The organism is Paenibacillus plantarum (genome assembly GCF_013141695.1).
GTDB classification, from domain to species: Bacteria; Bacillota; Bacilli; order Paenibacillales; family NBRC-103111; genus Paenibacillus_E; species Paenibacillus_E plantarum.
This window is the reverse complement of sequence record NZ_WHNY01000095.1, coordinates 17,268-41,677: the sequence shown is the minus strand read 5'-3', so window position 1 is coordinate 41,677 and position 24,410 is coordinate 17,268. Positions and strand designations below refer to the sequence as shown.

Genomic DNA, 24,410 nt, shown 5'->3' with positions numbered 1-24,410 from the left:
TACAAATAAAATGATGACAAATCTCTCCCTGTTTTATTAAATATACACGCTAAAAACATTGTATTTCCATTTATTGTAAAATGAATTTGTAACCAGAAAACCTTTTAAAATAAAGGAAAATCTAGGATTCGAACGAGACTCAGCTGCCGTTCAGCATATCTAGAATCTAATCTGTGTATACCTCACACATATTCCTCCCACAAACGAAAACGCTAATATTTGCATGGAAAGACGGCTCATACACACTGCTAATTCAGAAGTAAAACAGCAAAATAAAGCGCAAAAATGCTTCCTAAGAACTTTTTGAACAATACGCTCGGAGAGGTTTCCTTTTATCCCCAAAACAAAAAAAAGCCCGCTAGTTAGGCGGACTTGATTTGATCTACGTCAATGCATCGGCTTGCGTTTGAATAATAAGTACAAGAAGAACGGTGCCCCGATCCCCGCCGTGAATACCCCTGCCGGTATATCAAGCGGCATGAACAGCATACGTCCGGCCAAATCAGCTAACAGAAGCAGAATGGCGCCGATCAAAGCCGAAACGGGAATCACGAGCGAATACGAGTTACCTACGAGCCTGCGAGCAATATGAGGAGCCATGAGGCCAAGAAATGAAATCATCCCTGCCACTCCGACAGCCGCACCAGCGAGTGCAACACTGTAGAGCAGCACCATAATGCGAGTAATCTGGAGACGGCTGCCAAGCCCCGTAGCCATCGGATCGCCTAGTGACTGAATCGTCAGTTCTTTGGCATATACAAAGGAAAGCGGGATAAAGACAATAATCCAAGGAGAGATGACCTGCACGTACTTCCAGCTTATCCCGTAGATGCTGCCTGTCATCCAGTTCAACACCTGAGCCGCCAAATAAGCCGGCCCGCTTATAAGCAGGAACATGGTGAGCGCTCCTAATGCGGTCGAGAGGCCAAGGCCAATAAGCACAAGCCTGTAGGTCGAAACCCCTCGTTTCCAGGCTAGGGTATAATTGATCAGAACGGCAAGCAGCGCCCCTATTACCGCAACTACAGGAACCCAGTGTACACTGTAGCCGGAGAACAGGGTGAGGAAAGCAACAGCCGCTGCCGATGCACCTCCGGTGACACCTAGAATATCCGGCGAAGCGAGTGGATTCCGAATCACTCCCTGCAGTAGAGCTCCTGATACAGCCAGTGCCGCTCCGATCAGGATCGCGGCAAGAATTCGTGGCAGACGGAATTTGAGCAGAATCAGTTCCGAGCTACCACCGGTTTGTCCGGTCAACGTGCGAAAAACTTCTCTTATTGGGATATTAACACTGCCGACAGAGAGGCAGAACATCGCAAGCACGATCATCCCGAGGAGTAAACTGATGATGATCAGAGCTGATCTTCTCGAGCGTAAGTTAGTCATGTTCCTTCCTCCTTGCTGCATGAACCAGAAAGGGAACACCGAGCATCGCTGTAGCGATCCCGACGGGAACCTCCTTTGGCATCAGGACGAAACGCGCAGCAAGATCCGCCGCCACGAGCAGCACAGCCCCGTATATGGCGCAACAAGGCAGCAGCCAACGGTGATCTGTGCCGATCAGAGACCGGCACAGATGTGGAACAATCAGTCCGACGAACGCGATTGGACCTGCGGCGGAGACTGAACTCCCGGCGAGCAAAACAACAGCAAGCGCTGACAGCAGCCGCACGAGCGTCACCCTTTGCCCCAGCCCTCGGGCACTATCCTCGCCTAACATGATAATGTTGAGCGAATTGGATAGCAGCAGCGCGAGGCCTATACCAATCGCCATGTAGGGAGCTACGGCAAGCAAATGCTCCAATTTCCTCCCCGATACGGAGCCAATCATCCAGAACAAAGCCGTATCCAGCGACTGTTTATTAATTAGAATTAATCCGGACGTGATCGATGAGGCAAAAGCTCCCATTGCCGCGCCAGCCAGCGTCAGCTTGACCGGCTCGAACCAACTGCCCCGCATGGCCATTGCGTAGACGCAAAGCGCGACGAACAATGCACCCGCAAAAGCGATCCAAATCATCGAATTCATCGTAAGCGACGATCCGTACAGCACCAGCCCAATGACGACGAATAAGGAAGCTCCGGCATTAATGCCGAATACGGAAGGAGATGCCAACGGATTTCGAGTCAGCACTTGCATAACGGCGCCTGCTACTGCGAGGCAGCTACCTACGGCAGCTGCGACCAGAACCCGCGGAACCCGGGTCGTTCTAAGAATCAAATGTTCGTTCGAGCCGTCGAAATGCCTGTAACTCTCCCACAAATCGCCAAACCCGAACGTTTGCGCGCCGAGTAACACACTAGCTGTAGCTAGTACGAGCAGCAATACAGCTCCTACTGACAATCCAATGATCTTGCTTTGACGCTTGTGGAGCAAAGAGGCCGAGTTATTTGACATCGAAATACTTGATCAATTCATCCAACAGCAAGTTTGCCGCTTTGTATCCACCTGCGGAGTTCCATATTCCTTCATCAACCTGAATGACTTTATTTGTTTTCGCTGCGTTCAAATTTTTGAATAACGGATCATTCTGCCATTCTTTCACCACATTCGCAGCATCGGTCTTCCCTTTCGCTTCCGTAACGAAGTAGAACAGGACATCTCCGTCCATTTTGGCGATATTTTCTTTATTCAAGACTTCAATGAAAGAGTCCTTGTCCTGCGACTCGGGACGCGCAATGCCAAGTTGGCCAAGCAGTACACCAGCAAATGTCTGTTTCTGATAAATGCGAACCTGCGACGCCGAGAAACGTACCAACGAAACTTTCGTTGCCGCCTTGGTGCCAAGCTTCGCTTTCACGTCCGCTACACGTTTGTCGAAAGCAACCATGGCTTTCTCGCCTTCATCTACCTTATTGACTGCCTCTGAGTACAGTTTGAAATTGATTTTCCAATCTCCAACTAAGTCTGCAGCGAACACCGTAGGCGCAATTTGCTTCAGCTGATCGTAAATTTTTTCCTGTCTCACTTTATTCCCGATAATCAAGTCCGGTTTCAAGCTGGCAATCAATTCAAGATTCGGCTGCAATTCATCTCCGACTACCGTCACATTCTGCATATCATTCTTAATATGGTCATACCATGGTTCACCAAGCCAAGACATGACAGCTCCAACCGGTTTCACACCGACTGCAAGCAGCGCTTCTGTCCCTTCATTGGTCAAAATAACGACACGGGATGGCGTACCCTTAATCGTCGTTTCGCCCATCGCATGTTTAATGACTCGCGTTGAATCGGCTTCTTTATTTACTGCGGCCGTTGGAGCACTGCTAGTGGCTGGGGCCGTCGTCACTCCATTGGTCGTGGTTGGCGTTGATGTGGATCCGGTTGAACAGGCGCTGAGCAGTAATGTGAAACAGATGACGACCATGGTTGTCATCCAGGCTCTTGACTTCTTATACATGTGTGAATTTCCTTCTTTCTTATAGTGATAATGATTCTCATAACCATTATTACTATAGCGTTTAAGCCCCCCATCCACAATGGAATATGTCGACGACGAGAATGGATTATTTCGACGCCAATCCCCCTCATACGTCTCTTTGAACCTTTTGGGAGATACACCTTCCTGCTTTTTGAAAATCCGACTGAAATAATAACTGTCCGCATAGCCGACACTCTCCGAGATCTCTTTCAACGTTCTGTCGGTATAGATGAGAAGCTCCTTCGCCTTGTTCACCCGCAACTGGATCAAATAGTCGATTGGACTTGTATTCATTTGATTTTTAAACAAACGAAGCAATTGTCTAGACGTACATTCCAGCGTGTCAGCCAATTCTTCCAGCGACAACGCTTCTTGATAATGTTCCTCCATATAATAGATGGCTTGGCTCACAAGATCGGGACGGATGATTTCGACACCTTGTTCGTATAACTGCTCTACCAGCTCGTATAGCAATTGATAGAATAGTGTTTTCACCTTAAATTTATCGAGTGGACTCGGTGCTTGCCAGATCTGATGCATATGCTCCAGCTTCTGCAGCCAAGAGATCGGATACTTGGGCGACAAACTATAGCGCAGCTGGAACGGATTCTCACGCTCCATGAGATGGACCAGTTCATATCCACTCGGAAGCGGCAATATAGCCTTATATAGCACCATAAAATACTCCAGCTGCTCCACGGCTGCAATATTCAGCCTAAGTCCCTTCCCTACGTGCAGAACTTGGAATCGCTGCATACGGCTTTCGATTCCGTCTATATGAAGTTGGGCACTGCCGTCAGTAACATATAGGAAGGCGCTTGTCGGTACGCGATAATCGCGCATCACTTCGCCAGGTTCAAGCATCATACGGCGAACGTCCATCACTCTGATGAGAACATGATTCCACAACACGAGATGGTCGTTAATTTTCATATATCGGTCATTCCTTTCTTACCAGCTATAGAAACTATCATACCACAATTGAGAATAATTCTCACTAAAAGAATTGCAAAAATAAACACCTTACCATCCTAAATGAGATGATAAGGCGTTGTGTTAACTCTATGAAGATGATTCCTTTTAATCCCGAACCATCGTAAGGCAATCCTATACAAAATTACAATTCCATTAGATCACATTCAAATAAGCTTCTCATTTGCATATCCAGCTTACATGTCTTTACTTCAAAACCATTGAAGTCAAAGCGTATTTCCATGTCCATGCTCGGAATTCTAACCACGGTTGATCTTGCTAGCCCTGTTGGCTCGAATAATCGCAAGATATACGTGTCTTCACTGTGTTCGGATCGCTTGAAAGCCGTCATTTGAATCACATCATCATCAAGTTGAACCGCTGCTGCAGGTATTTGCCCCTCGCCATGAGGGAAAAATGAAAGTGCATACGGCTTCTCATTCCACTGAAGCGCCTCGCGCTCAATGCGTGCGAGTCTTTCCGATTTGGAGCCCGCATTCAACCAGAACCTGAACATTCGTTCACCTTGATCAATTCGTGGGGAAAAACGATCATTCGGCATCAAAGGTCGGTCAAGAATTGGATGAGCCGTGTACGCCGCTCCTCGTAGTAAGGAAGGTCTCATTACGCCATTTGAACAATCCGATCCATAGATCCCATCATTGATTAGAGTAACTGCGACGTTATCAGTTTCGGACATGAGTGCTGTCCATTTTTGAGCAACAACTTCCGTTCCATCCGTTTCAAGCGCCTGCACACCATAAATCGTCTGCCCTGCATATCTGCCCTCTTGGAGTACGGTTGGAATGGCAAGTTTCAACATCGTGTCCTTCTCTTGCCAAAATACACGTACATGGATCTCTATCTCCGTCCCATGCTTGGGTAGTTTATACGTGATAACGACAGCGGAATGACCATAGACCAACAACGATTCAATAACGGTACGTACTTCACCGTCTTCAATTACCCTGACAGAAGGGAGAGTTCCTTCAGAGATACCCGAGAAAGCCGTCCCCTCTTCGGGTGTCATGAGACGGAAAGTCCCCTTCACGTCCTCAAATCTGTCCGTATCCATCCGCCAAGGATCCCCATTGTCAGAAACAGCCAAGGGTTGGAAAGCTCCCTCTTTGAGATAAGGTATACCCTTAACCATATATTGATCCATCAACCCTGTTTGGTTATTAATGACCACGTGTAGCGATGGTGTTCGGAAATGAATATCACCGTCTTCAAGCTTCACCTGCGGTGTAGGCTTCGAAGTCAGTAACTCGATCCGACAATCAAATCGGTTCATGGCGGAAGGCGATAATTGCGCCTCGAACACAACTCTTTTACGCCAGTCCAAACTTAGATTGCTATGTTCCTTCTCCGCTTGTGATGGAATACGCACGCCATCCTGATAGACGACAGGCATCGAGAATTGTTCCTGCCAGTTCTGATCTGCAAGCATAAATTCACATTCAAACACACCTCGAACGGGATAAGGATGCGGGTTGTAAACGAGTATCGGATACTCCCCTTCTCCTGCCTCCCGTTGACCGCTCGATAAGGCGAAGAATGCACGTGCTTTTAGCCTTGATGTGATTTCCAAACCATGATCCATTAAACGAAGGGAAGCCTCTTCTGCAGGCTGAATCGAAGTTCCTGGTAAAATATCATGAAATTCAGCCACCATGAGATCATGGAACGCATCCTTAAGCTCTTCCTGTGGATAGCGAAGGTATCCTTGCATAGCGGCTGAGGATAGCATTTTTTCTGTTTGATATAGCTCATTCTCCAGCTGACGATGCTTTTGTTTGATTCGGATCATCGAGGTGTAGCATCCGACAAACCGTCGATTCAGGTCTCGTTCATGGCGCGGCAGCGCATCCGCTTTCTTTGCGAGATCAGCAAAGTAGGCTTCTGGTGTTGAATGTAAGACTTCAACTTGACCTGTCGTCGATTCAATCAAGGCACCTATATGGTTTAGATCTATCCGTGACGGTCCACCACCGTGATTGCCGACACCCCAAAGCACAAGTTCTAAATCCTGAGAGGTTTGCTTATTCATTCTCTCTTGCACCTTAATATGCGCTTGACCAAGCAGCGTATTATACCCGTCTTGTATTTGATGGGCAAGTACTTCAGAACCGTCGAACCCGACCCAGACGAACTCTTGCGCTGGACCTGCAACGCGATCCTCAGGACGCATGAATAAATAGGAATCAAATCCTGCTTTACTCATGAGCTGTACAAGGCCTCTCGAGTGTCCAAAGGAATCAAAATTAATAGCTGTGGTTGGACGTACTCCAAATTTGTCTTTAAAATAGGTCCGCCCAAGCAAGATTTGCCTCACCATGGACTCCCCAGAAGGCATATTGCAGTCAGGTTGTAAATACCACCCTCCCATGATGTGCCACTTCCCCGCTTGTACCAGCCCCTGTATTTTACGAAATAACGAAGGCTCATACTCCTCAATCCATTTGTATAGCAACGCTTCATTATGGTTAAATACGTACCCCTCATATTCTTCACAAAATGCAGCCGCAGCCCGAAAGGTTGATACCGCAGCTGCCGCCCCTTCTTCCCACTCCCATTGCCATACCGGATCCAAATGTGCATTGCTTAATAGATGAAGTTTTCGCATAGTAATCTCTCCTCTTTGATCCTCAATCAATGTCATCTGCTCCCATTTTCTCAGAATCTCTCCCTTGCGTATATTCACTGGAATCACAAGTTTTTGAACAAAAATAACATGTAAAGAACGCTGTGTTATACTAAGCACATACATCTTAATTTTTCATACAGGTGATCATAATGAGTCTATTGAATCAACGCCATCCGCAAGAAATACCATTTCTGGGTGTCCAGCCTTATCAAACTATGCTTAGTGGGAACCTAACGATCAATGATGCTGTCGTTGAAATCATCGATCTTTTAGTAGAAGTACCTGCGGGCTTCGCTCAGTGCCCTCCACACCTCCACACGTGGTATGAGCTCAATTATGTGTTTGAGGGGCATATGCAAACGAGCTTCGGGGGATCCATGATGGATATTCATGCAGGTGAGTTTTTCCTCATCCCTCCGGGGATGGAACATGCTCATGCTTATGAACCCAATGATCCACATAAAGGCGCGTGCTTACGGTGGCGTGTGGATCATGGCACGGCGCATATGCCCGTGAATACGTTCTCCACATACGAACAACTCAACGTCTTATCGCGTTGGAAGCCCGGGGTCTACGCTGATGAGTTTGGGTTAGGCATGCTTCTTACGTCATGCTTTGAAAATGCCAAGCAGAAAGGCACATCCTTTGCCACCTTGCTCCAAGTCGTGCAAGCCATATTTTCTATAACCGAGTTGTCGCCGGAAAGAAAGCGTTGGACTGAAACCGAAACTAATTCTGATCACTCGTTGCTCCGTAAGGTTGAAATCTATTTAAATGATGATCAAAGTTATGATGTAGATGTTCACCGACTAGCCGCATCCCTCCATATGAGTTATGGGCACCTAGCTCGAAAGTACAAAAAATTAAGCGGCCAAACCATTATAGATCGCATGGGTCAGATACGTTTAGAACGCTCTTTAGAATTGTTGAGAAGTACTGATCAACCCATACAAGAAATCGCTTACATTACAGGGCTATCAAGTTTATCGTATTATAGCCGTTTATTCAAAAAAATGTATGGGATGAGCCCTAAAGAATATAGAGATAAAGGGAAAGAAAAAGAATGAGCAATAATTGAGGTGAGAATCGTCGAAGATATAAAATGTGAAAAGAGGAAGCTCTCGCTTCCCCTTTCAGCTAAAACTCATTGTATAAATTAGAAACTTAAATAGGATGCTTATCCCTTGATACCGCTTGAAGTAATGCCCTCAACGAAAAATTTTTGTGCAAAAACAAAAAGTAGTACAGGCAATAAGATAACAATAGAAGCCCCAGCCATTTGAAGTGAATAATTGGACCCATATTGTGTTGAAAAATATTGAAGTCCGACGGTTACCATTTGTTTCTTCTCGCTTGAAATAAAGATAAATGGACTTGCATAGTCATTCCAAATATAAACGAAAGAGAAAACAATCATGGTCATTAAAGCGGGAACAGCAAGCGGGAGGATGATTCGAAAATAAACACGATAATGGGAACATCCGTCAATAATTGCCGCTTCCGTAAGTTCTTTTGGAATACCCATAAAAAATTGCCTTAAGAGAAATAAAAAGAATACATCAAAAACAGCAGGAATAATGAGCACCCAATGTGTGTTTATCAGATGCATGTACTTATAGATTAAAAATCTAGCTACGATTGTTGTATCGGGAGGAATGGCCAATGTGGATAAGGATATGAAAAGCAGTACATTTCTTCCTTTAAAATTCAATCTAGCAAAGGCGTATGCAGCCATTGTTACGACGATACCACGTAATAAAATCGATAGCGCTACTACTTTCAGCGAATTCCCTATCCAACGAAAGTAGTTCGGTGAGGTTAGCAACGTTCGATAGTTACCCCAATAGATCTGTTCGGGAATCATATGTTTAAGCGGTTCATTAAACGCTTGAGCCGTGGTTTTAAGTGAGGCAGATATCATAAATAGAAAAGGAAATAACATCATCAACGCTACAATGAATACGAAGAATGAGTAAGCAAGTGTAGCGATCGATAGTCTATTTTTTGCGATGAATGGCTTAGTCGATTGTTTGGCAATTAATAATGCACCCATTTCTTCTGCCCTCCCCATTGAATAACTGAAATAATCATAATAATTAGAAATAGGACAATGGCTTGTGCAGCAGCATAGCTGTAGTGATTGAATGAAAATGCCTCTTCGTAGATATTAAGAGAACTCACACGGGATGCTGTTCCTGGCCCACCTTTGGTCAGCGCGTTGAAAATGGTGAAATTCTGAAAAGAACCAATCGTGGCTGTTATTATTAAAAAGAAGCTTGTTGGCGAGATGATTGGCAATGTAATACGAACCAATTTTTTAAGTTTGGATGCCCCATCTATCTCAGCAGCTTCATATAATTCCTTGGATACACCCTGCAGTGCCGCCAAATAAACAATCATTTGGAACGGAAAATTCAACCAAATGGCTACCATTGCTGTAGTAGGAATCGCCATCTTGGCACTGGCAAACCATAAGGGTGGATTGGAAATACCGAGTACTTTAAGCAGAGCATTCACAAACCCACCGAATGGATCGAACAGCAATGAAAACACAATTGAGATCGCAACAATGTTTGCCACATAAGGCATTAGAAATAGTGATCGACTAAAGCTTTTCCAATAGAAATGCTTATTCAGAAGCACAGCAGCGATAAACCCAACCGCCGTAAGGAATGGCACATAGAGGATCGTATAATAAAAGCTCTTAAGATACGATGAGACTGCAATGGGATCCTTCCAAATGGCTGTGTAATTGGCTAAGCCCACCCATGTAACTGCGTTCAATGGTTTGAAATTATTCAAATCCACAAAACTAATAAAAAAGGCATAGAATAAAGGTGCAAATTGAAAAATGATAAATCCAATAAAGAAGGGTAAAACAAATACAAATGCAGCTCGAGCTTCTTGTTTCTCTAGGCTTCCGATAGTTCTCTTTATTCTCTGCTTAGACATCTCCGACTTCCTCCTACAACAAAGGAGCACCCTATCTTCCTAAGTGCTCCTTCCGAATTGATTGTATTAATTCTTCAAGGTTTTAGCTTTGTCAATGGCTTCGTCTGCACGTGATTTGATCGCTTTAATCGCGTCATCCAGCGGTTTTTGTCCTACAAGATACGACTCGCCTTCTTGCAAAATAATTTTCCCATATTCCGCAGCAATCGAACCTGTAATTTTTTCTGGTTTGAGACCTAAGTTAGGGGTCAAAAATACATCCTTCAGATCTTCTGAAGTAATACTATCTGCAGCGGGGAATTTGGCTGCCATTTCATTAAATATTTTATCCGTATCGTCTTTGGTTAAATCGACACGTGCTGGCGTGCCGGATCCGCCATACTTATATTGATTGTCTGCAAGCCAATTCACAAAATCAGCTGCTTCCTTCGGATGTTTAGAAAATTTATTAATACCATTACCAGAAGTAATACCGATCATGTTCTTGCCACTCGGATCAACTGGCGGTTGCGTAATCCCCACCTTCCAATCGCGTGGATAGGTCTTCAAGTCAATTGGTGCAAAGGCAAACCAAGTTCCCGTGAATTGCATGGCATATTTTCCGTTCATAAAGACATCATAGGGAATTTTCTTGGACTTTGTTTCAAGCCAGCTCGGTTGAATTTTTAATAGATTCCCTAGATCCCCTAACCACTGTAAAGATTCTTTGAATGCAGGATCATCATAATTCGATGTACCATCCGCTTTATAACCACTAATACCTCTTTGTGCAGCTAATAAATAGAATGTATTATCGTAATCTGGGAAGTTTGAACCGTAGATACCCTTGCTTGGATCCGTTAATTTCTTAGCGGTCTCCACATATTGATCCCATGTCCATTCACCCTTCGGATATGCTACTTTAGCATCATCAAAAATCTTTTTATTATAGAATACGGCCCATGTTCCTGCGCCCGTTGGCAGCATATAAACTTTATCGTTAAATTTGGTCAAGTATTTGCCGTATTTCTTCTCATAATCAACTCCCGCCTGCTTGTAAAGATCATTCAAGGGGAGGAGGAACCCACTGTTTGCATATTTAGCGTGAATGATTGGGTTTTGAAGTGGGATCACATCTACATTCCCAGACGTCGAAAGATCAATATCGATCTTTTTATAGATCACATCTCCATCGCCCGCAACCGTTTCCAACTCAACTGTGTTACCAGAAACCTTTTTATAATCCTCTAATAGTGTCTTAGTTGCTGGTAAGTTAGCATTTCCAGAAGTGGAATACCATTTGAGGGTTACTGGTTCTTTGTTGGCAGCTGGTGTAGTCACTGCACTGCTTGATGGTGAAACTGTTGGAGCGGCGCTGGCAGCAATTTCATCTTTCTTCGTACTACAGCCTGCTAGAGACAATACGATCATACCGCCGATTAATAAGGTAACACTTGCGTTTCTACCGTTCATTTCCCCCACTTTTCATACCCCTTTTCGTTTGTTTCTGCTACTTCTTTACTATAATTCTTAACACCTTCCATTCAAATGTAATATCTTTCGAGTTTTTCACCTTTCTCTACTTCCCATAAATTGTTCATCTTTTCATTTTGTAATAAATAAAGAAAAAATGGTTTTTTTTGAGATCATACCAATTATCTATACTTGAGTGGCGGCTCTCCTACATTTTTTTTGAATACTTTACTGAAATAATATTCATCCGAGTATCCGACTTCTCTGGCTATTTCGGCAATTCTTAAATCCGTCGTTTTTAATAAAAACTTGGCTTGACTGATCCTAACCTCTGTAATATACTCAATAAAATTTTGACCTGTTTCTTTTTTATAGAGATTGCTTAAGTAAGCTGTAGATAGCTGCAAATGTTCGGCAACCTTTTCTAAAGAAAGATCTTCTTTGTAGTGCTTATTAATAAATTGTTTCGTTATAAATACCCGCATATTTTCATTGTTATCTATCAATTGCTCCGTAATTCGTCGTTTCAAATGGTTAATCCATTCAATAAAATCAACCTTTAAATTCATATGTGTTATCTCGTTGTACATCTCTTTATGAATGATGTTTTTTCCTGTTAATTGGTATTTTTCTACAAAGGTTTGAAATAAATAATAAATGGAATAACATAACCCCGTTAATAATTCCTTCGTTAAGTTATTGGATTGGCTCATTTTCTGGGCTAACAGTTGTAGCGCATCATGAATCGACTTGACTTCTCCATCAAGCAATGCGGATTCAACCTTTTTCATTTCTGCCGAAATATCCTCGTTTTCTTGTAAGGACATTTGCTTAATTTCACGATAATGAATATTGCTCCCTCTGGGGAAAATAAATTTATATCGGATAGCCTCTTTCGCTTCTTTGAAGGCTTGTTTGATGGGCATATCCGCTTGATGGTCATCGCTAATCCCGATGCAAACTGACGTGCTTAAATATTTACGCAATGAAGTTCTCATATTGTTTGTCAACTCAGTTATTCTTTCTCCACGATCAACTCTCTCATTCTTCTTCAATGAAAAAATGGCTATAAATTGTTTCGGATAAAGGCTTACAACCTGCCCTTCGGCATAGCTGGATAAAACTTCTTCTACGATGTTAAGAATAGAGTAATCAAGTAAATGCGGGGATTCCCCGTATTTATCATAAATAGATAAATCATCAACCTCGACGATGAAACAACTCAGATTTTTTTCCAAAAAACTTGCATTGAGCACATGCAATTGTCGCTGAATTTCTTCTTTATTCTGAATAACACCTAACAGCAAATCTTTGATAAATTTTTCTTTATGAAGTGCTGTATGTATAAGCGGATACGCTTGAGATATCGACCTGTTCAAATCCCTTTTTTGAGACGATAGTACGGCAACTCTAAGCTCCTCCATCATCTTCATCAATTGCTCTGGCTCCAGTTCTAGTTTCAATATATAATCCTCAGCACCGTGCTTCATGGCTTCCTTCACATAGGCCAAATCATCATAGGCACTTAAAACGATGAATTTTGCAGGATGATTCTCATGCTTTAATTGCTTAATTAATTCAATGCCCGTCATAACAGGCATTTTAATATCTGTCAAAATAATATCAGGTGAATGCGTTCTCGCCATCTCTAATGCTTTTTTCCCATTCTCAGCCTCTCCCACCAACTCAAAGCCCAATTCTTCCCATGGTATAATCGATTTTATTCCTATTCTGACAAGGGCTTCATCATCAACAATTAGTATTTTCAACATCATGTTCACCTACCTATTCTCCCATTAAGTCCATAGGAAGCACGATACGAACCCTTGTATATACACCAAGTTCACTTTCCACCTGAATGCCGTATCGTTCACCACAGATCATTTTGATACGAAGATTGACATTCATTACACCAATCCCGCCCGCGTAATCTTCTTCTTTCATGTTCTCATTCAAAATTTTGGATATCTGAGAAGCCGACATACCCACGCCGCTATCTTCAACAACGATTTGCATGTTTGATTGATCAGTGTATATGTTAATTCGTATGCATCCAGGTTCTTCTTTTGGTTCGAGACCATGAAAGATGGCATTCTCAACAATCGGTTGTAAGATGAATTTGACACATTTCAAGTAAAGTAATTGCTCATCTACGTCATAGAAAACCTGAAATTTTTCACGATATCGGGTTTGTTGAATATAGATATAATCCTTAATCATACCCAATTCATCACGCAATGTAGTCAATGTGCTTCTCTCTTTGAATGTATTTCTCAATAGTCTTCCCAAAGCATCTACAACCTCTTTGATGCCATCCGACTTTTGAATGATAGCCATCCATCGGATTGTATTCAAGGTGTTGTACAGAAAATGAGGTGTGATTTGCCCTTGCAGCGCCTTAATTTCTGCTTTTCTTTTTTGGGCTTCTTCTTCTATGACTAGGTTAAAAAGTGAATTAATACGCTCAATCATGTAGTTAAAGTTGACACTGAGCAGACCAATTTCATCAATATTGGAGATGTTGGATTTTACTAGCAAATTAGACCCCCTGACATCTTTCATCGTCAACGTTAACTTTTGAATAGGTTTTACAATCCCAGTGGAAATAAAAAACCAAAGAACGCCTGAGAAAAGCAAGGAAAGAATAAATACAACCGTCGTAATTTTAAAAATATTTTTATTATCCTTCGTTAGCATTTCAATAGGAACCATTTGAACAATTCGCCAGCCATACTTATCCAAATCATAGTTAGATACTAAATAGGCTTTGCCGTTTTTCTTAATCTCGAAATTAGAAAGCTTTTGTTCTTTGGGCAAAATAATACCATCCGACTCCAGACTCATAGCAAGCTTTTCTTGCGGGTAGACGATCTTTCCCAGCTGATCTACAATATATAGTTGACTTTGTGTATTGGGAGAAGCCTTACTTAAAATATCCGTAAATACATCCGTATTTAAACTCACATATAAGCTGCCAATATTCCTACTGTTAAAATCCCTGATAAATCTAGAGAGCGAGAATACTTGCTTAAATTGTGTCATTCCGGATTTATTGTCGTTGTCATGCACACCAATCCATAGTACATTCCCGCCTAACTCCTCCGAATGTTTATACCATTCCGCGGATTGAAGCAATTTCGTATCAATCGCATAAGCGTCACTCCCGTTCCCATATCTAAATTCACTTCCGTTCACTCCAAAAATAAAAAGTGAAGTGACATATTTATAATAGTTTGAATAAAATTCCACATTATTTATAACTTGATCCACTTTCTTATAGTTGGCATAGTAATCTAACTGGTTATGATTATCTGAGCTAATTGCCTGCTGAATATCCTCATTTATATAAATTAATTCTGTAATTTTTTCTATTCCCGATAATTCCTTTTCGATAGAGTTGCCAATATATAAGAGATTCTCATGAAATGAATCACTTACTTTCTCTTTCAATATTTTCACGGATACCAAATACGAACTTATACTAATCACTGAGGTAGGTAATAACAGGACTAATAGAAACGAAATCATTAGTTTATTTAAGATACTCTTTTTAAAAAAGCGAATTGGATTCACTCGCACTCCCCCTTACTTCGCAAGTAAGTCACTGCAACCAAATACACATACTATGTATATCCATCAAATTTGTTTGCGCTTACATTTTGATTTTAGATACATTTTCTATGTACTCCTATGATAATTTTTGTGCTTGCATTGATATTTTTTGGGGGTTATATAAAAAAGCGCGAGTTTGGAGGGGATAACTTCCTCGTAACTCGCGCTTACTTGCGTATCACATTTATGTTATTGAATAATTAACTGTGCAATACCCGTTAAATCGATAATGTCGATCGTGCCGTTGTTATTGAAGTCGGCACCTTTAATCTCATTCCAATCCGCACTCGTTGTATCCCTTCCGTAATATAAAGCTACTTTACCCAGGTCTCCAATATCGATGGAGCCATCTTTATTGGCATCTCCTCGTGCATAGACGCTAATGATTTGTTGGTTAAAATGTTGAATGGCTTGGTTTAACACAATTGCTGCCCCATCGATCTGCACCTGGGTAGCCGCAGGATTCAAGTCCATACTAGCAGCAGCGTTGATAGCGGCCAGCAGCACCGCCTTGTTGCCTGCCGGATATTGTCCAACTAAGGTTCCTTCTACCGCGTTGCCATAAACGGACTGGGCTATTGTCATAACAGTCTGAAGTGTTGTCTTATCTACAACAGTAACATTAACCGTTAACTGGGTTAGCTGGGCATCCACTTTTTGACCCAGGGCATTAGACACCGCTACGCCAGTCAGTACAAAGTTCACCGCCAATGATTGAGGAGTCGGCTTCACTTTCCAATTGAACTTGAATACATCTCCGCTTGTTGTTATTGCTCCTGCTACTCCTTCGCTTACAGCAATAAACCGAATTTGTCCTGGTATATCCGTTTTGGTCTGAATCACGTTAAATCCAGATTGTAGCGATTCCACGGATACATAATCAATGGCATTGGCATTATAGCTTAATGTCATATCGGCCGCGTACACCGAGGAAGATACGCTATCGGACACATTGCTTAAGCCGAAATTGGTAGAGAATGAAGCTCCAGCTAGAATCGATGCTGGACCCGTAAACGTTGCCTGCGGCACGCCCGTCGGCAATGGTGTCTGACCGCTAATGAAAATATAATTAGAGCCTTGAATACCGCTGCCGTCTGTAGCTGTTGCTACCACTTTCACAATCCCGTTGTTCGCAGCTGTAAGTACGCCGTTTGCATTAATGGTTCCTTTATTTGTTGCTGAAACACCATCGGTTTCCCAAATGCTCCAAGTTACATGACTGCTTGCACCCACTGGTAATACGACAGCATGCATTTGCAGGGTTCCGTCTTTGAGGGTGATCGCTTGAGCAGCACCTTCTCCATAGACAGAGATGGATGTGACAGATGAGACGGATGATGATTGACCACTTATTGTAATCGCATATGAACCTTTGATGCCGCTGCCGTCTAGTGCAGTTGCGGACACGCTCACGGTTCCGTTCTTCAGGGCTGTAAGCAAACCATTCGTATCGATTGATGCTTTATTCGTTACGGTTACGCCATCGGCTTCATATACCGCCCATGTCACAGACTTATTCGTAGCAATGACAGGAAGTACTGTAGCTCCTAATTGAAGAGTCCCGCCCTTCACATCGATAGCTGCTGATGCACTAGTAACAGTAATTGCTTGTACATTCACACTGGTGAACGCTTCAAACGCCTGAATAGCAGCAGTTAAATCAGTTACAGCCTGCTGTAGTTGCTGCTGCGTTACTGATACACCATCGCGTACTTGCTTTGCTTGAACAATGGCGTCGAGCAACGTTTGTTTCGAGCCGACCGGATGCTGACCGTTTGCACTGCCTTCAACGGCATTATCGTGCTTGCTTTGCGCACTCGTGATGAGCGCTGCAAGTCCTTGATAGTCGTCATCCATCTCGTTTCTCACGACGTTAATTTCAGCCGCGGAAGCGAATCCGCCATACCCCGCCTTAGCCGTAAGCTTCACATATCTGGCTGTGACCTGCGCGAATGCCGCTTCTTTCTGGCTACTATCGTCGCTCCAAGTACCGCTTGTATTTGTCGTGTAAGCCGATCCATCCCGACTCGTCAACAGCTCATAAGATGTAATGTTGCCGTATTGCTGCCCATTCTGCCTTGGCAAATACTTTAGCTTCGAAATAACATGCGCGCTTCCAAGATCAAGGGTGATCGACTGCGGTAAATTCCCCGCCGAATCCCACTTCGTATGCCAGATCGTCGATGGGTCTCCGTCGATCGCCTGCGAAGCGGCATTGTTCGCACCGCTTGTTTCTTCACTCGTTGCCGTAGCTGTCATTTGCGATTGCGGAATCAACGACGTGTCAATCGGAACTGCGCCGTATACGTCAAATTCCCAGAAACTCGCCCATGTCCCCGAAGACAAATTCGTGACTTTGATGCGCACATACCTTGCACTCGCATTAAAATAGTCGAATTGGGCTTGCTGCGTGCTTGTTTTTTGCGAAATTAAAGTCCAGTTCTGATTATCGTTCGAAACCTCGATTTGATATTCATAACTTTTATTTTTAATTTCCCACTTTACTCGGGTGCCCGATAAGTTGTAATCAGCTCCAAGGTCAACCTTCCACCAGTGCCCGACGTTTCCGTCATTTGCCGTCCAACGGCTGGATTCATTACCGTCGTTGCCGGCCTGGGCAGGGTTGTTGCTTTGGGAGCTGTCTGCTGTTGCAGGCTTGTTTAATGCAATGTTTACGGGTTCGCTGTAAACATGGAATTCTTTAATCGCTGGCTTCTCATTACCGGTGCCACCGGAAAGCGAATCAACAGTCACCCGAACGTACCGGATACCGGTTGCCGTATAGTTGTCAGGGTTCAAATTCTGACCAGAAGCCGTCTTGCCTGCGACTTGAGACCATGTTGTCCCGTTAGCAGAAACCTCCACTTTGTACGTGTAGAAAATACTATCTTTACCCCATAACACTTTGCTGCCTTTCAAATCGTAGGAAGCGCCTAGGTCCACTTGCCACCATGCAGGAGCGTTGCCGTTTGCCTCCCACCACGAAATGTTGTTTCCGTCATTCACTAGCGACGGTTCGTGGCCGCTAATCGAACTGCTAGCCGTAGCTGGCTTATTGAACGCGACATTCACCAGAGCTGGGTATTGCTGCACCTCATCTAGAATATGAGGCACGCCATACACTTTAAACTCTTTGAACCCTGCTAGTCCGGTTTCAACTCCCGTTACTGTAATGCGCACATACCGCGCATTAGCCGCAAGCTGATCCCGCTTTCTCTCTACCGAGGACGTATTCTGTGTATTGTCCAAAACCGTCGTCCAGTTGACTCGGTCTTCGGATACGTCGATTTTGTACTGATAATAGGAGCTCTCGCTCGCCCACACAAGTTCGGAACCCGTAATGTTATAAGAGCTTCCCAGATCGACCTCCCACCATTGTCCCGAGCTTCCTTCGGATGCTGTCCAACGAGTCGCTTCGTCCCCGTCATTGCCGTTCGAGCCGGGATTTTCGCTTTGCTCGCTGCTTGTTGTCACGCTTTTGTTCAAAGCGACGTTCTCGCCTTCAAACCAACTGTCGCCGCCATCACTTCCACCAGGCACGAACACGCTTTGACTAGCTTCGCTAGTTATTTCGGCACTTCCTGCGAGCAAACCATTCGCCGTGGCTGTCAGCTTCAGTGTGCCAGACTTACGTGAAGATTTCACGATTGCAGCGGCAACGCCGCCTTCCACCGCCACCGGATTAGCGTAAGTTCGCGTTACCCCATTGCCGATTATCCCGCCCGGGCCGCTTAAGTTTAAGGAAACCGAAACGGCATTCGTCGGAACGATGTTGTTGTTCGCGTCCCGCACCGTAATATAAGCCGTTACGAGATCGGAACCATCTGCAACGAGTCCCTTCCCTTTCGTATCATACTCGACGGCCAGATGATGCGGCTGTCCTGGCGTACTCACGGTATGAGATGCCACAACCACGCCGCCAATCAGTCCATCCGCTCGCAATGTTCCCGCCGCCCAAGAGACATTTTTGAAGGTGAACGTCGGATGTTCCACATGGGATAATCCGCTGTCAGGATTCTGAGTAGCTATCAGTGTATTGTTCAAATAAAGCTTGACTTGCTCTGCATTGCTGGCGACGGTTACGTCTCTCGCAGAAGATGACGTCCAATAATTAGCGATAAACACCATTGGCCCGGAATCGACGCCGTTTAGAATCACCTCAGGATCTCGCTGACTTTGGAAGAAATAATAATTGAATTTCGGATAGCGGTCCAAGTCCACGACGCCTGTGTAGCCCTGTTCGTTATCATATCCTCTGTTATAGTCATTGAAGCTCCACACTGCATTTCCAGCGATGCGCGGATTGGCGTTGAGACCCGCCCAGTCATTGGTAGAGGCTCCGTTGCCATTCAGCGCGTTTTGGCGCTTGATCAGGGAGTTAATCATGTCAGTTTCGCCCACTTTACGAACGGAACGATAGCCTGTCGGATCTGTAGCGCTTTCCGTCCAATCATCTCCCCATTCTCTTGAAAAGAGCGGTTTTGTTGCTGAATTCAATTCCTTATACGTTACATCGTAAATTTGCTCGCCCCATTTTCCCCACTCCGCGGACGTATACGTCTGATCGCCCGGATATTCTTCATGGGTAGCATTATGAGCATTTTGCGCATATTCCAGCGAGTATTCCGATTCATTCAGGCTAGATTCCCACATAATAATGCTCGGATGGTTCCGGTCGCGGCGAACCATATCCCGTATATCTTTATAGGACCGCTGTTGGAACACGGAATCTCCGAAAAATTGCCATCCTGGTGTCGGTTCAATGACGGTCAGTCCAAGCTCATCAGCCGCATCGAGGAAAGCGGGATCATCCGGATAGTGAGCCGTACGAACGTTATTAAAGCCTCCTTCCCTTAGCAGCTTGGCATCGCGGTATTGCCCAGCATTCGGCATCGCATTGCCGACATACAGATACTCCTGGTGGCGATTCGCGCCATTCAGCATTAATCTTTCACCATTGATGAGAAACCCTTGATCGGGCGTAAATTGAATCCGCCGTATACCGATTCGGGTCTTGTAGCTATCCACAAAATCGGTCCCGTCATTCACTGCGGTATACACCGTGTACATATTCGGATGATCGGGATGCCACAGTTTCGGGTTAGTTATCGTCGTCGATTGGACGAATGTATGATCGCTGCCAGCTCCTAATTGCTGCCCATCACTCACCATAGTGGCAACCACTTGATTGTTATCATCGACAATCGTCGTTTTGACGCTGGTATATTTAGCAGTCGTATTTTCATTAATGATATTCGTTTTCACTTGCACCGTCGCTTCGGCCGTACTGACCGATGGGTAGGTGACAAAAATACCGCCGTCCGCCACCTTATTCGCATATACTGCATCGGAAACGTGCAGTTTGTCCATCACATGCAGTTTAACGTCTCGGTAAAGTCCACCGAAATAGGCAAAGTCCAAATCGTATTGCGGCTTGCCTGGAGGCGTTTGCGAATCGTCGCGGTTATCAAGCTTTACTGTAATGACGTTCGCTGCGCCACCCAATTGCACATAGTTCGTAATATCAACTGAAAATGGCGTATAACCTCCGTGATGAATGCCAAGATTCGTGCCGTTTACCCATACTTCGGCGTTCGTCATCGCTCCTTCGAATTCGACAAACAGTTTCTTACCGCTGTAAGAGTTGTCCAGTGAAAAGTGTCTTCGATAGGTGGCGAAGCCTTGATAGCTCTGATTGTCGCCCCCGTTGATCTTCGGCTCCAGACGCACGCTATGAGGCAGATTAACGCCTTCCCAGCCGCTATCGTCGAAATTTGGTGCCTGAGCTCCGCTGACATCTGCACGCTCGAACAGCCAACCCGTGTTGAAATTCAATTCCTCTCGGTTCGTTGGATCGGGAACGAAAGACTGCCCGGACTGTCCGGAAGAGATGACCGAAGATTCAAATGCTTGAAGCGCCTGGTTCAAATCATCCACGGCTTGTTGTATTTCCTGCTGTGTAAGTGCACCGGGCGCTTGATTGGCTGCATCAATAGCTGTCTGCAACGTTTGTTTGGAGCCAGTCGGGTATTGCCCGTTGCTGCTGCCTTCAACCGCGCTGTCATGTTTGCCTTTCGCAGTCGCAATGAGCGCAACAAGTTCCTCCGTATGGACGTTGCTCGCCGCCTTGCTAACATGGAGCTCTGCTGCGGAAGCGAATCCGCCATGGCCTGCTGTAGCCGTAAGCTTCACATATCGGGCTGTAGTCGGTGGAAATTCAGCACTTTTCTCACTGCTGTTATCCGCCCAAGTGCCATTTGCAACGTTCGTGAATAAAGATCCATCCGTGCTTGTCGCGATTTGGTATGTTGTAATGTTGCCGTTGGGTTGTTCATTCGTTCGCGGGATATACCGCATTTTCGAAATGGATAGCGAGCTTCCAAGATCCAATGTGATCGACTGCGGTAAATTCGCCATCGGATCCCATTCCGTATGCCAAATCGTCGAAGGGTCTCCGTCGATGGCGTTGCTCGCCTCGTTTCCGCTACGGCTGCTAGTTGCTACAGCCGTCATGAGCTCTTGCGGAATCTCATTCGGATCCAGTGGCGTAAGAGAATTTGTTCGTGAGACAACAAAACCTTGAGTCGCGTTGATCGAACCCTCGTCCGAGTACATGTTATTCATGTTAATTTTCTTCGTAACATTACTCGGGTTAAAGCTGTTGCCTGCAATCGTTATGGCTTTTGAGGCATCTAAATTAAGCTCCAAACCGCCTTGAACTGCAGTATTGTTCGTAAACGTAAACCCGTTTACACTCTTGGCATCAATCTTAGAGTCTCCGCTAGATTGGATAAACTGGTTGCCATCAACCAAGATATTGCTGTGCACCGTTTTATTCGGATTAGCCAGGGACGTGCTAGGCTCAACACTAATCACCGCGTTCCCATTATTAGTAAATGTATTATTGCGGATAATGACGTCTTTCACCATACCGGATTCATACCAGCTGTTCGCATCGTCGGCAATCAAAATCGCGCTCATCGGCATGCCGTTAAACGTGTTCCCCTCAATACGCACAGCCCCGCGCGTCGTCATCAGAATACCTCTGGTCGGAATCGTTTCAAACGTCGAATTCGTAATACTGACATTAGGCGTCCATGTAGCATTTTCTACGACAAACTCATTAGTCGTTACGGAAGTAGGCACCGCCTTATCCAGTGTAAGGATAATTTGCGTATCGTTCACACGCGTTACAGCGGTAACTACCGCACTTGCCTTGGAAAGTAAAGTCGACTTGTTCACATATTCAATGGTGTCACCAATGGCAAAGGCATCGAAACCCCAGCTCTCTGGGTGCATGAATTGTACTTTCACCTGGTTGGATGACGGAATCTGGACAATTTGCAAATGAGTGCCGTGAACATTAATAGCATCATCCTGTGCACCTGCGAAATGGGAATTCGTTACCCGAATATCGCCCTTGCTTCCAGATACTTGCAAGAAGTCTGCCATCGACGCGTTTGTCCGCCCGCTACCTGCCTTAGGTGCAAAGTTCAAGCGGTCAAGCGTCAGATTCTCGCTGTATTGGCTAATGATGCCGAGTCCTGGCGCCGCGTAAAAATTGACATCCGTCCACGTGATATCCTTGCTTCGATAAATGAGTGTTCCTTGTTCTCTACGAACTGTGTCCCTAAGCTGGAACGTGTGGCCCACTGTCACATTCGGTCGGCTCCCATAATTGAATAGTACGACGCGATTCCCCAAATCCTGTGCGTTGGTTACACCGCTTAGCGGGTTTCCAACCCTCCACGTATTCTTTGTTACGGGATCGAATTCTTGGACAGCACTAACGTTTTGAGTGCCATTCTGCGTCCAATTCTCTTCCCCCATCCAAGTAAACTGATTATTTTGGATCGTATACCAGGAGTCTGCATGAATGCTGGCCTTCATATAATTGTTTCCAACCTCGGTAACGGTCATCTCCGATACAACAGGCCGGTTGAAATCAATGTTAATCCCGTTCATCTTGACATTCGTCGCATGGTCCATAACGATCGGTGTCATCACACCATGGAACATCAGCGTGGAGCCATTGCCGCGAATAGTAAGATCATGAATGTCCTTAAATAAAAGACCTACTTTTCTCCAACCGTCTGGCGTTTGTCCGGATGTGCTTGCATTAGATATATAATATTGCGCATTGTTAGCTGTCGAAGCTTTGAAATGATATGTTCCTGTCGGGAAGTCCAGAATAACCGGCTTAGGAGCACCCTTGGCAGCCTCGATAGCCGCATTTACCGCTTCGCCGGCGTCATTGCCTGCGTAGTTAAGGGTAATGACGGTATGATTGACCCCACCAATTGACTCTGTGCTCTGACTAAAGTAATTGCCTGCTGCCTCTTCAACAATCCTCGATTGGATGTCTGCACGGTCTAACGATATAAAGGTACCACTAGCGCTGGCATTCTTCTGACCGGTCACTCGTAGGCGCAGCACATGATCTTTATTCGAAAGTCCCGTGCTTTCAAAGAGCAACTGCTGATCGGATCTAGATGCGGCATAGGTGTCGACCATCGTTTCCGTTCCATCATCAATAGAGACAGCTGCAATGCCCTGATTATTGTTTTTCGCCCCATACAACTGTACTTTGGAGCCGGTAAAATGCAATACCACGTTGGCGTCCACCGTGTTCGAATAGTGGTTGTCGCTGTTGTATGCACCAGATTGCGATCCGTAGTAGCCCCAGCCCTGGCTATACGTGAATTGATCATTCCCTGTTCCAGTTGTATTATCGTTCACTGTTCTGTCGAACGACAATAGGAATTTCTGGTTGTTTCCCGTGCTTGCTGTGCGCTGTACGAATTGCACACCGCCTGCCCCGCTGCTTCCGGGCATTTCAATTACTTTATCACTGCCCCGATTTTTGAGTTGATAGAAGCCATCCCCCACATCCACAACAGACCATTCATCATTGTAGACGGTGTCTTGGGTGTAACTATTTTGAATAATCCCAGCACCATCCACTGTTGAAGCGTTCTGTACGACAAGTGCTTTCGAACTGCTCTGAGAGATGATTTTGTAATAACCAGTGTCCGTCTTGATAAACTTCCATTGTTGATTCAGCCCTGTGCCTGCTGACCATTGAATAATCTTAGCCCCGTCTGAGGTGGAGCCCCCGTTGACATCCATGCGAAGCTGACTATTCTGAACGGTAAGGTTGAACGTTTTTTGATCGAACGGATCGCTCACAGCTGCATGTGCGATGGGAGGAACCCCAGACGTGAATAGCAACGTGATCAACAGAGAAAACGATGTTGTAATCGCCATCATTCTTTTTAATTTCCGGACTATCATTACATCAACTCCTTATTTTATGCATAGGAAAGATGGAAAGAAAAAGACTTGGC

The 24,410-nt window shown here is 44.8% G+C and carries 11 protein-coding genes; 1 reads left to right on the top strand and 10 read right to left on the bottom strand.

What is annotated here, in order from left to right:
- Positions 1-387: 387 nt before the first annotated feature.
- The 4 genes from GC096_RS38325 to GC096_RS38310 form a co-directional block, all read right to left on the bottom strand.
- On the bottom strand, positions 388-1,389 hold the full coding sequence (locus GC096_RS38325) for a FecCD family ABC transporter permease (protein WP_171638583.1): 1,002 nt from the start codon (positions 1,387-1,389) through the stop codon (positions 388-390).
- Positions 1,382-2,401, bottom strand: a complete 1,020-nt coding sequence (locus GC096_RS38320) for a FecCD family ABC transporter permease (RefSeq protein WP_171638581.1) — start codon at positions 2,399-2,401, stop codon at positions 1,382-1,384. The genes GC096_RS38325 and GC096_RS38320 overlap by 8 nt, the downstream gene beginning before the upstream one ends.
- Positions 2,391-4,361: an ABC transporter substrate-binding protein gene (locus tag GC096_RS38315; protein WP_171638579.1), complete on the bottom strand. Its 1,971-nt coding sequence runs from the start codon at positions 4,359-4,361 to the stop codon at positions 2,391-2,393. Before GC096_RS38315 ends, GC096_RS38320 begins: the two co-directional genes overlap by 11 nt.
- A 184-nt stretch (positions 4,362-4,545) precedes the next feature.
- Positions 4,546-7,026: a glycoside hydrolase family 38 N-terminal domain-containing protein gene (locus GC096_RS38310; protein ID WP_171638577.1), complete on the bottom strand. Its 2,481-nt coding sequence runs from the start codon at positions 7,024-7,026 to the stop codon at positions 4,546-4,548.
- A 170-nt stretch (positions 7,027-7,196) separates the two neighbouring features.
- Here GC096_RS38310 and GC096_RS38305 point away from each other — a divergent pair, with 170 nt between their 5' ends.
- Complete coding sequence (locus GC096_RS38305; RefSeq protein WP_171638575.1) at positions 7,197-8,114, top strand: helix-turn-helix transcriptional regulator; 918 nt, start codon at positions 7,197-7,199, stop codon at positions 8,112-8,114.
- A gap of 110 nt (positions 8,115-8,224) precedes the next feature.
- On the opposite strand, the gene GC096_RS38300 is transcribed toward GC096_RS38305, so the two are convergent.
- The 6 genes from GC096_RS38300 to GC096_RS38275 form a co-directional block, all read right to left on the bottom strand.
- Entirely contained in the window at positions 8,225-9,100 is an 876-nt protein-coding gene (locus tag GC096_RS38300) for a carbohydrate ABC transporter permease (RefSeq protein ID WP_171638573.1), read from the bottom strand.
- On the bottom strand, positions 9,085-9,999 hold the full coding sequence (locus GC096_RS38295; RefSeq protein WP_171638571.1) for a carbohydrate ABC transporter permease: 915 nt from the start codon (positions 9,997-9,999) through the stop codon (positions 9,085-9,087). Before GC096_RS38295 ends, GC096_RS38300 begins: the two co-directional genes overlap by 16 nt.
- A gap of 66 nt (positions 10,000-10,065) precedes the next feature.
- A complete protein-coding gene (locus GC096_RS38290; protein WP_246303298.1) occupies positions 10,066-11,451 on the bottom strand; it encodes an ABC transporter substrate-binding protein in 1,386 nt (461 codons plus the stop codon).
- 182 nt (positions 11,452-11,633) lie between these two features.
- Positions 11,634-13,226 carry a response regulator transcription factor gene (locus GC096_RS38285; protein ID WP_246303297.1) on the bottom strand — a complete coding sequence of 531 codons (1,593 nt, stop codon included), beginning with the start codon at positions 13,224-13,226 and terminating at the stop codon, positions 11,634-11,636.
- A gap of 10 nt (positions 13,227-13,236) precedes the next feature.
- Complete coding sequence (locus GC096_RS38280; RefSeq protein WP_171638565.1) at positions 13,237-15,024, bottom strand: cache domain-containing sensor histidine kinase; 1,788 nt, start codon at positions 15,022-15,024, stop codon at positions 13,237-13,239.
- 228 nt (positions 15,025-15,252) lie between these two features.
- Positions 15,253-24,357 carry a discoidin domain-containing protein gene (locus tag GC096_RS38275; RefSeq protein WP_171638563.1) on the bottom strand — a complete coding sequence of 3,035 codons (9,105 nt, stop codon included), beginning with the start codon at positions 24,355-24,357 and terminating at the stop codon, positions 15,253-15,255.
- Between the last annotated feature and the right edge of the window lie 53 nt (positions 24,358-24,410).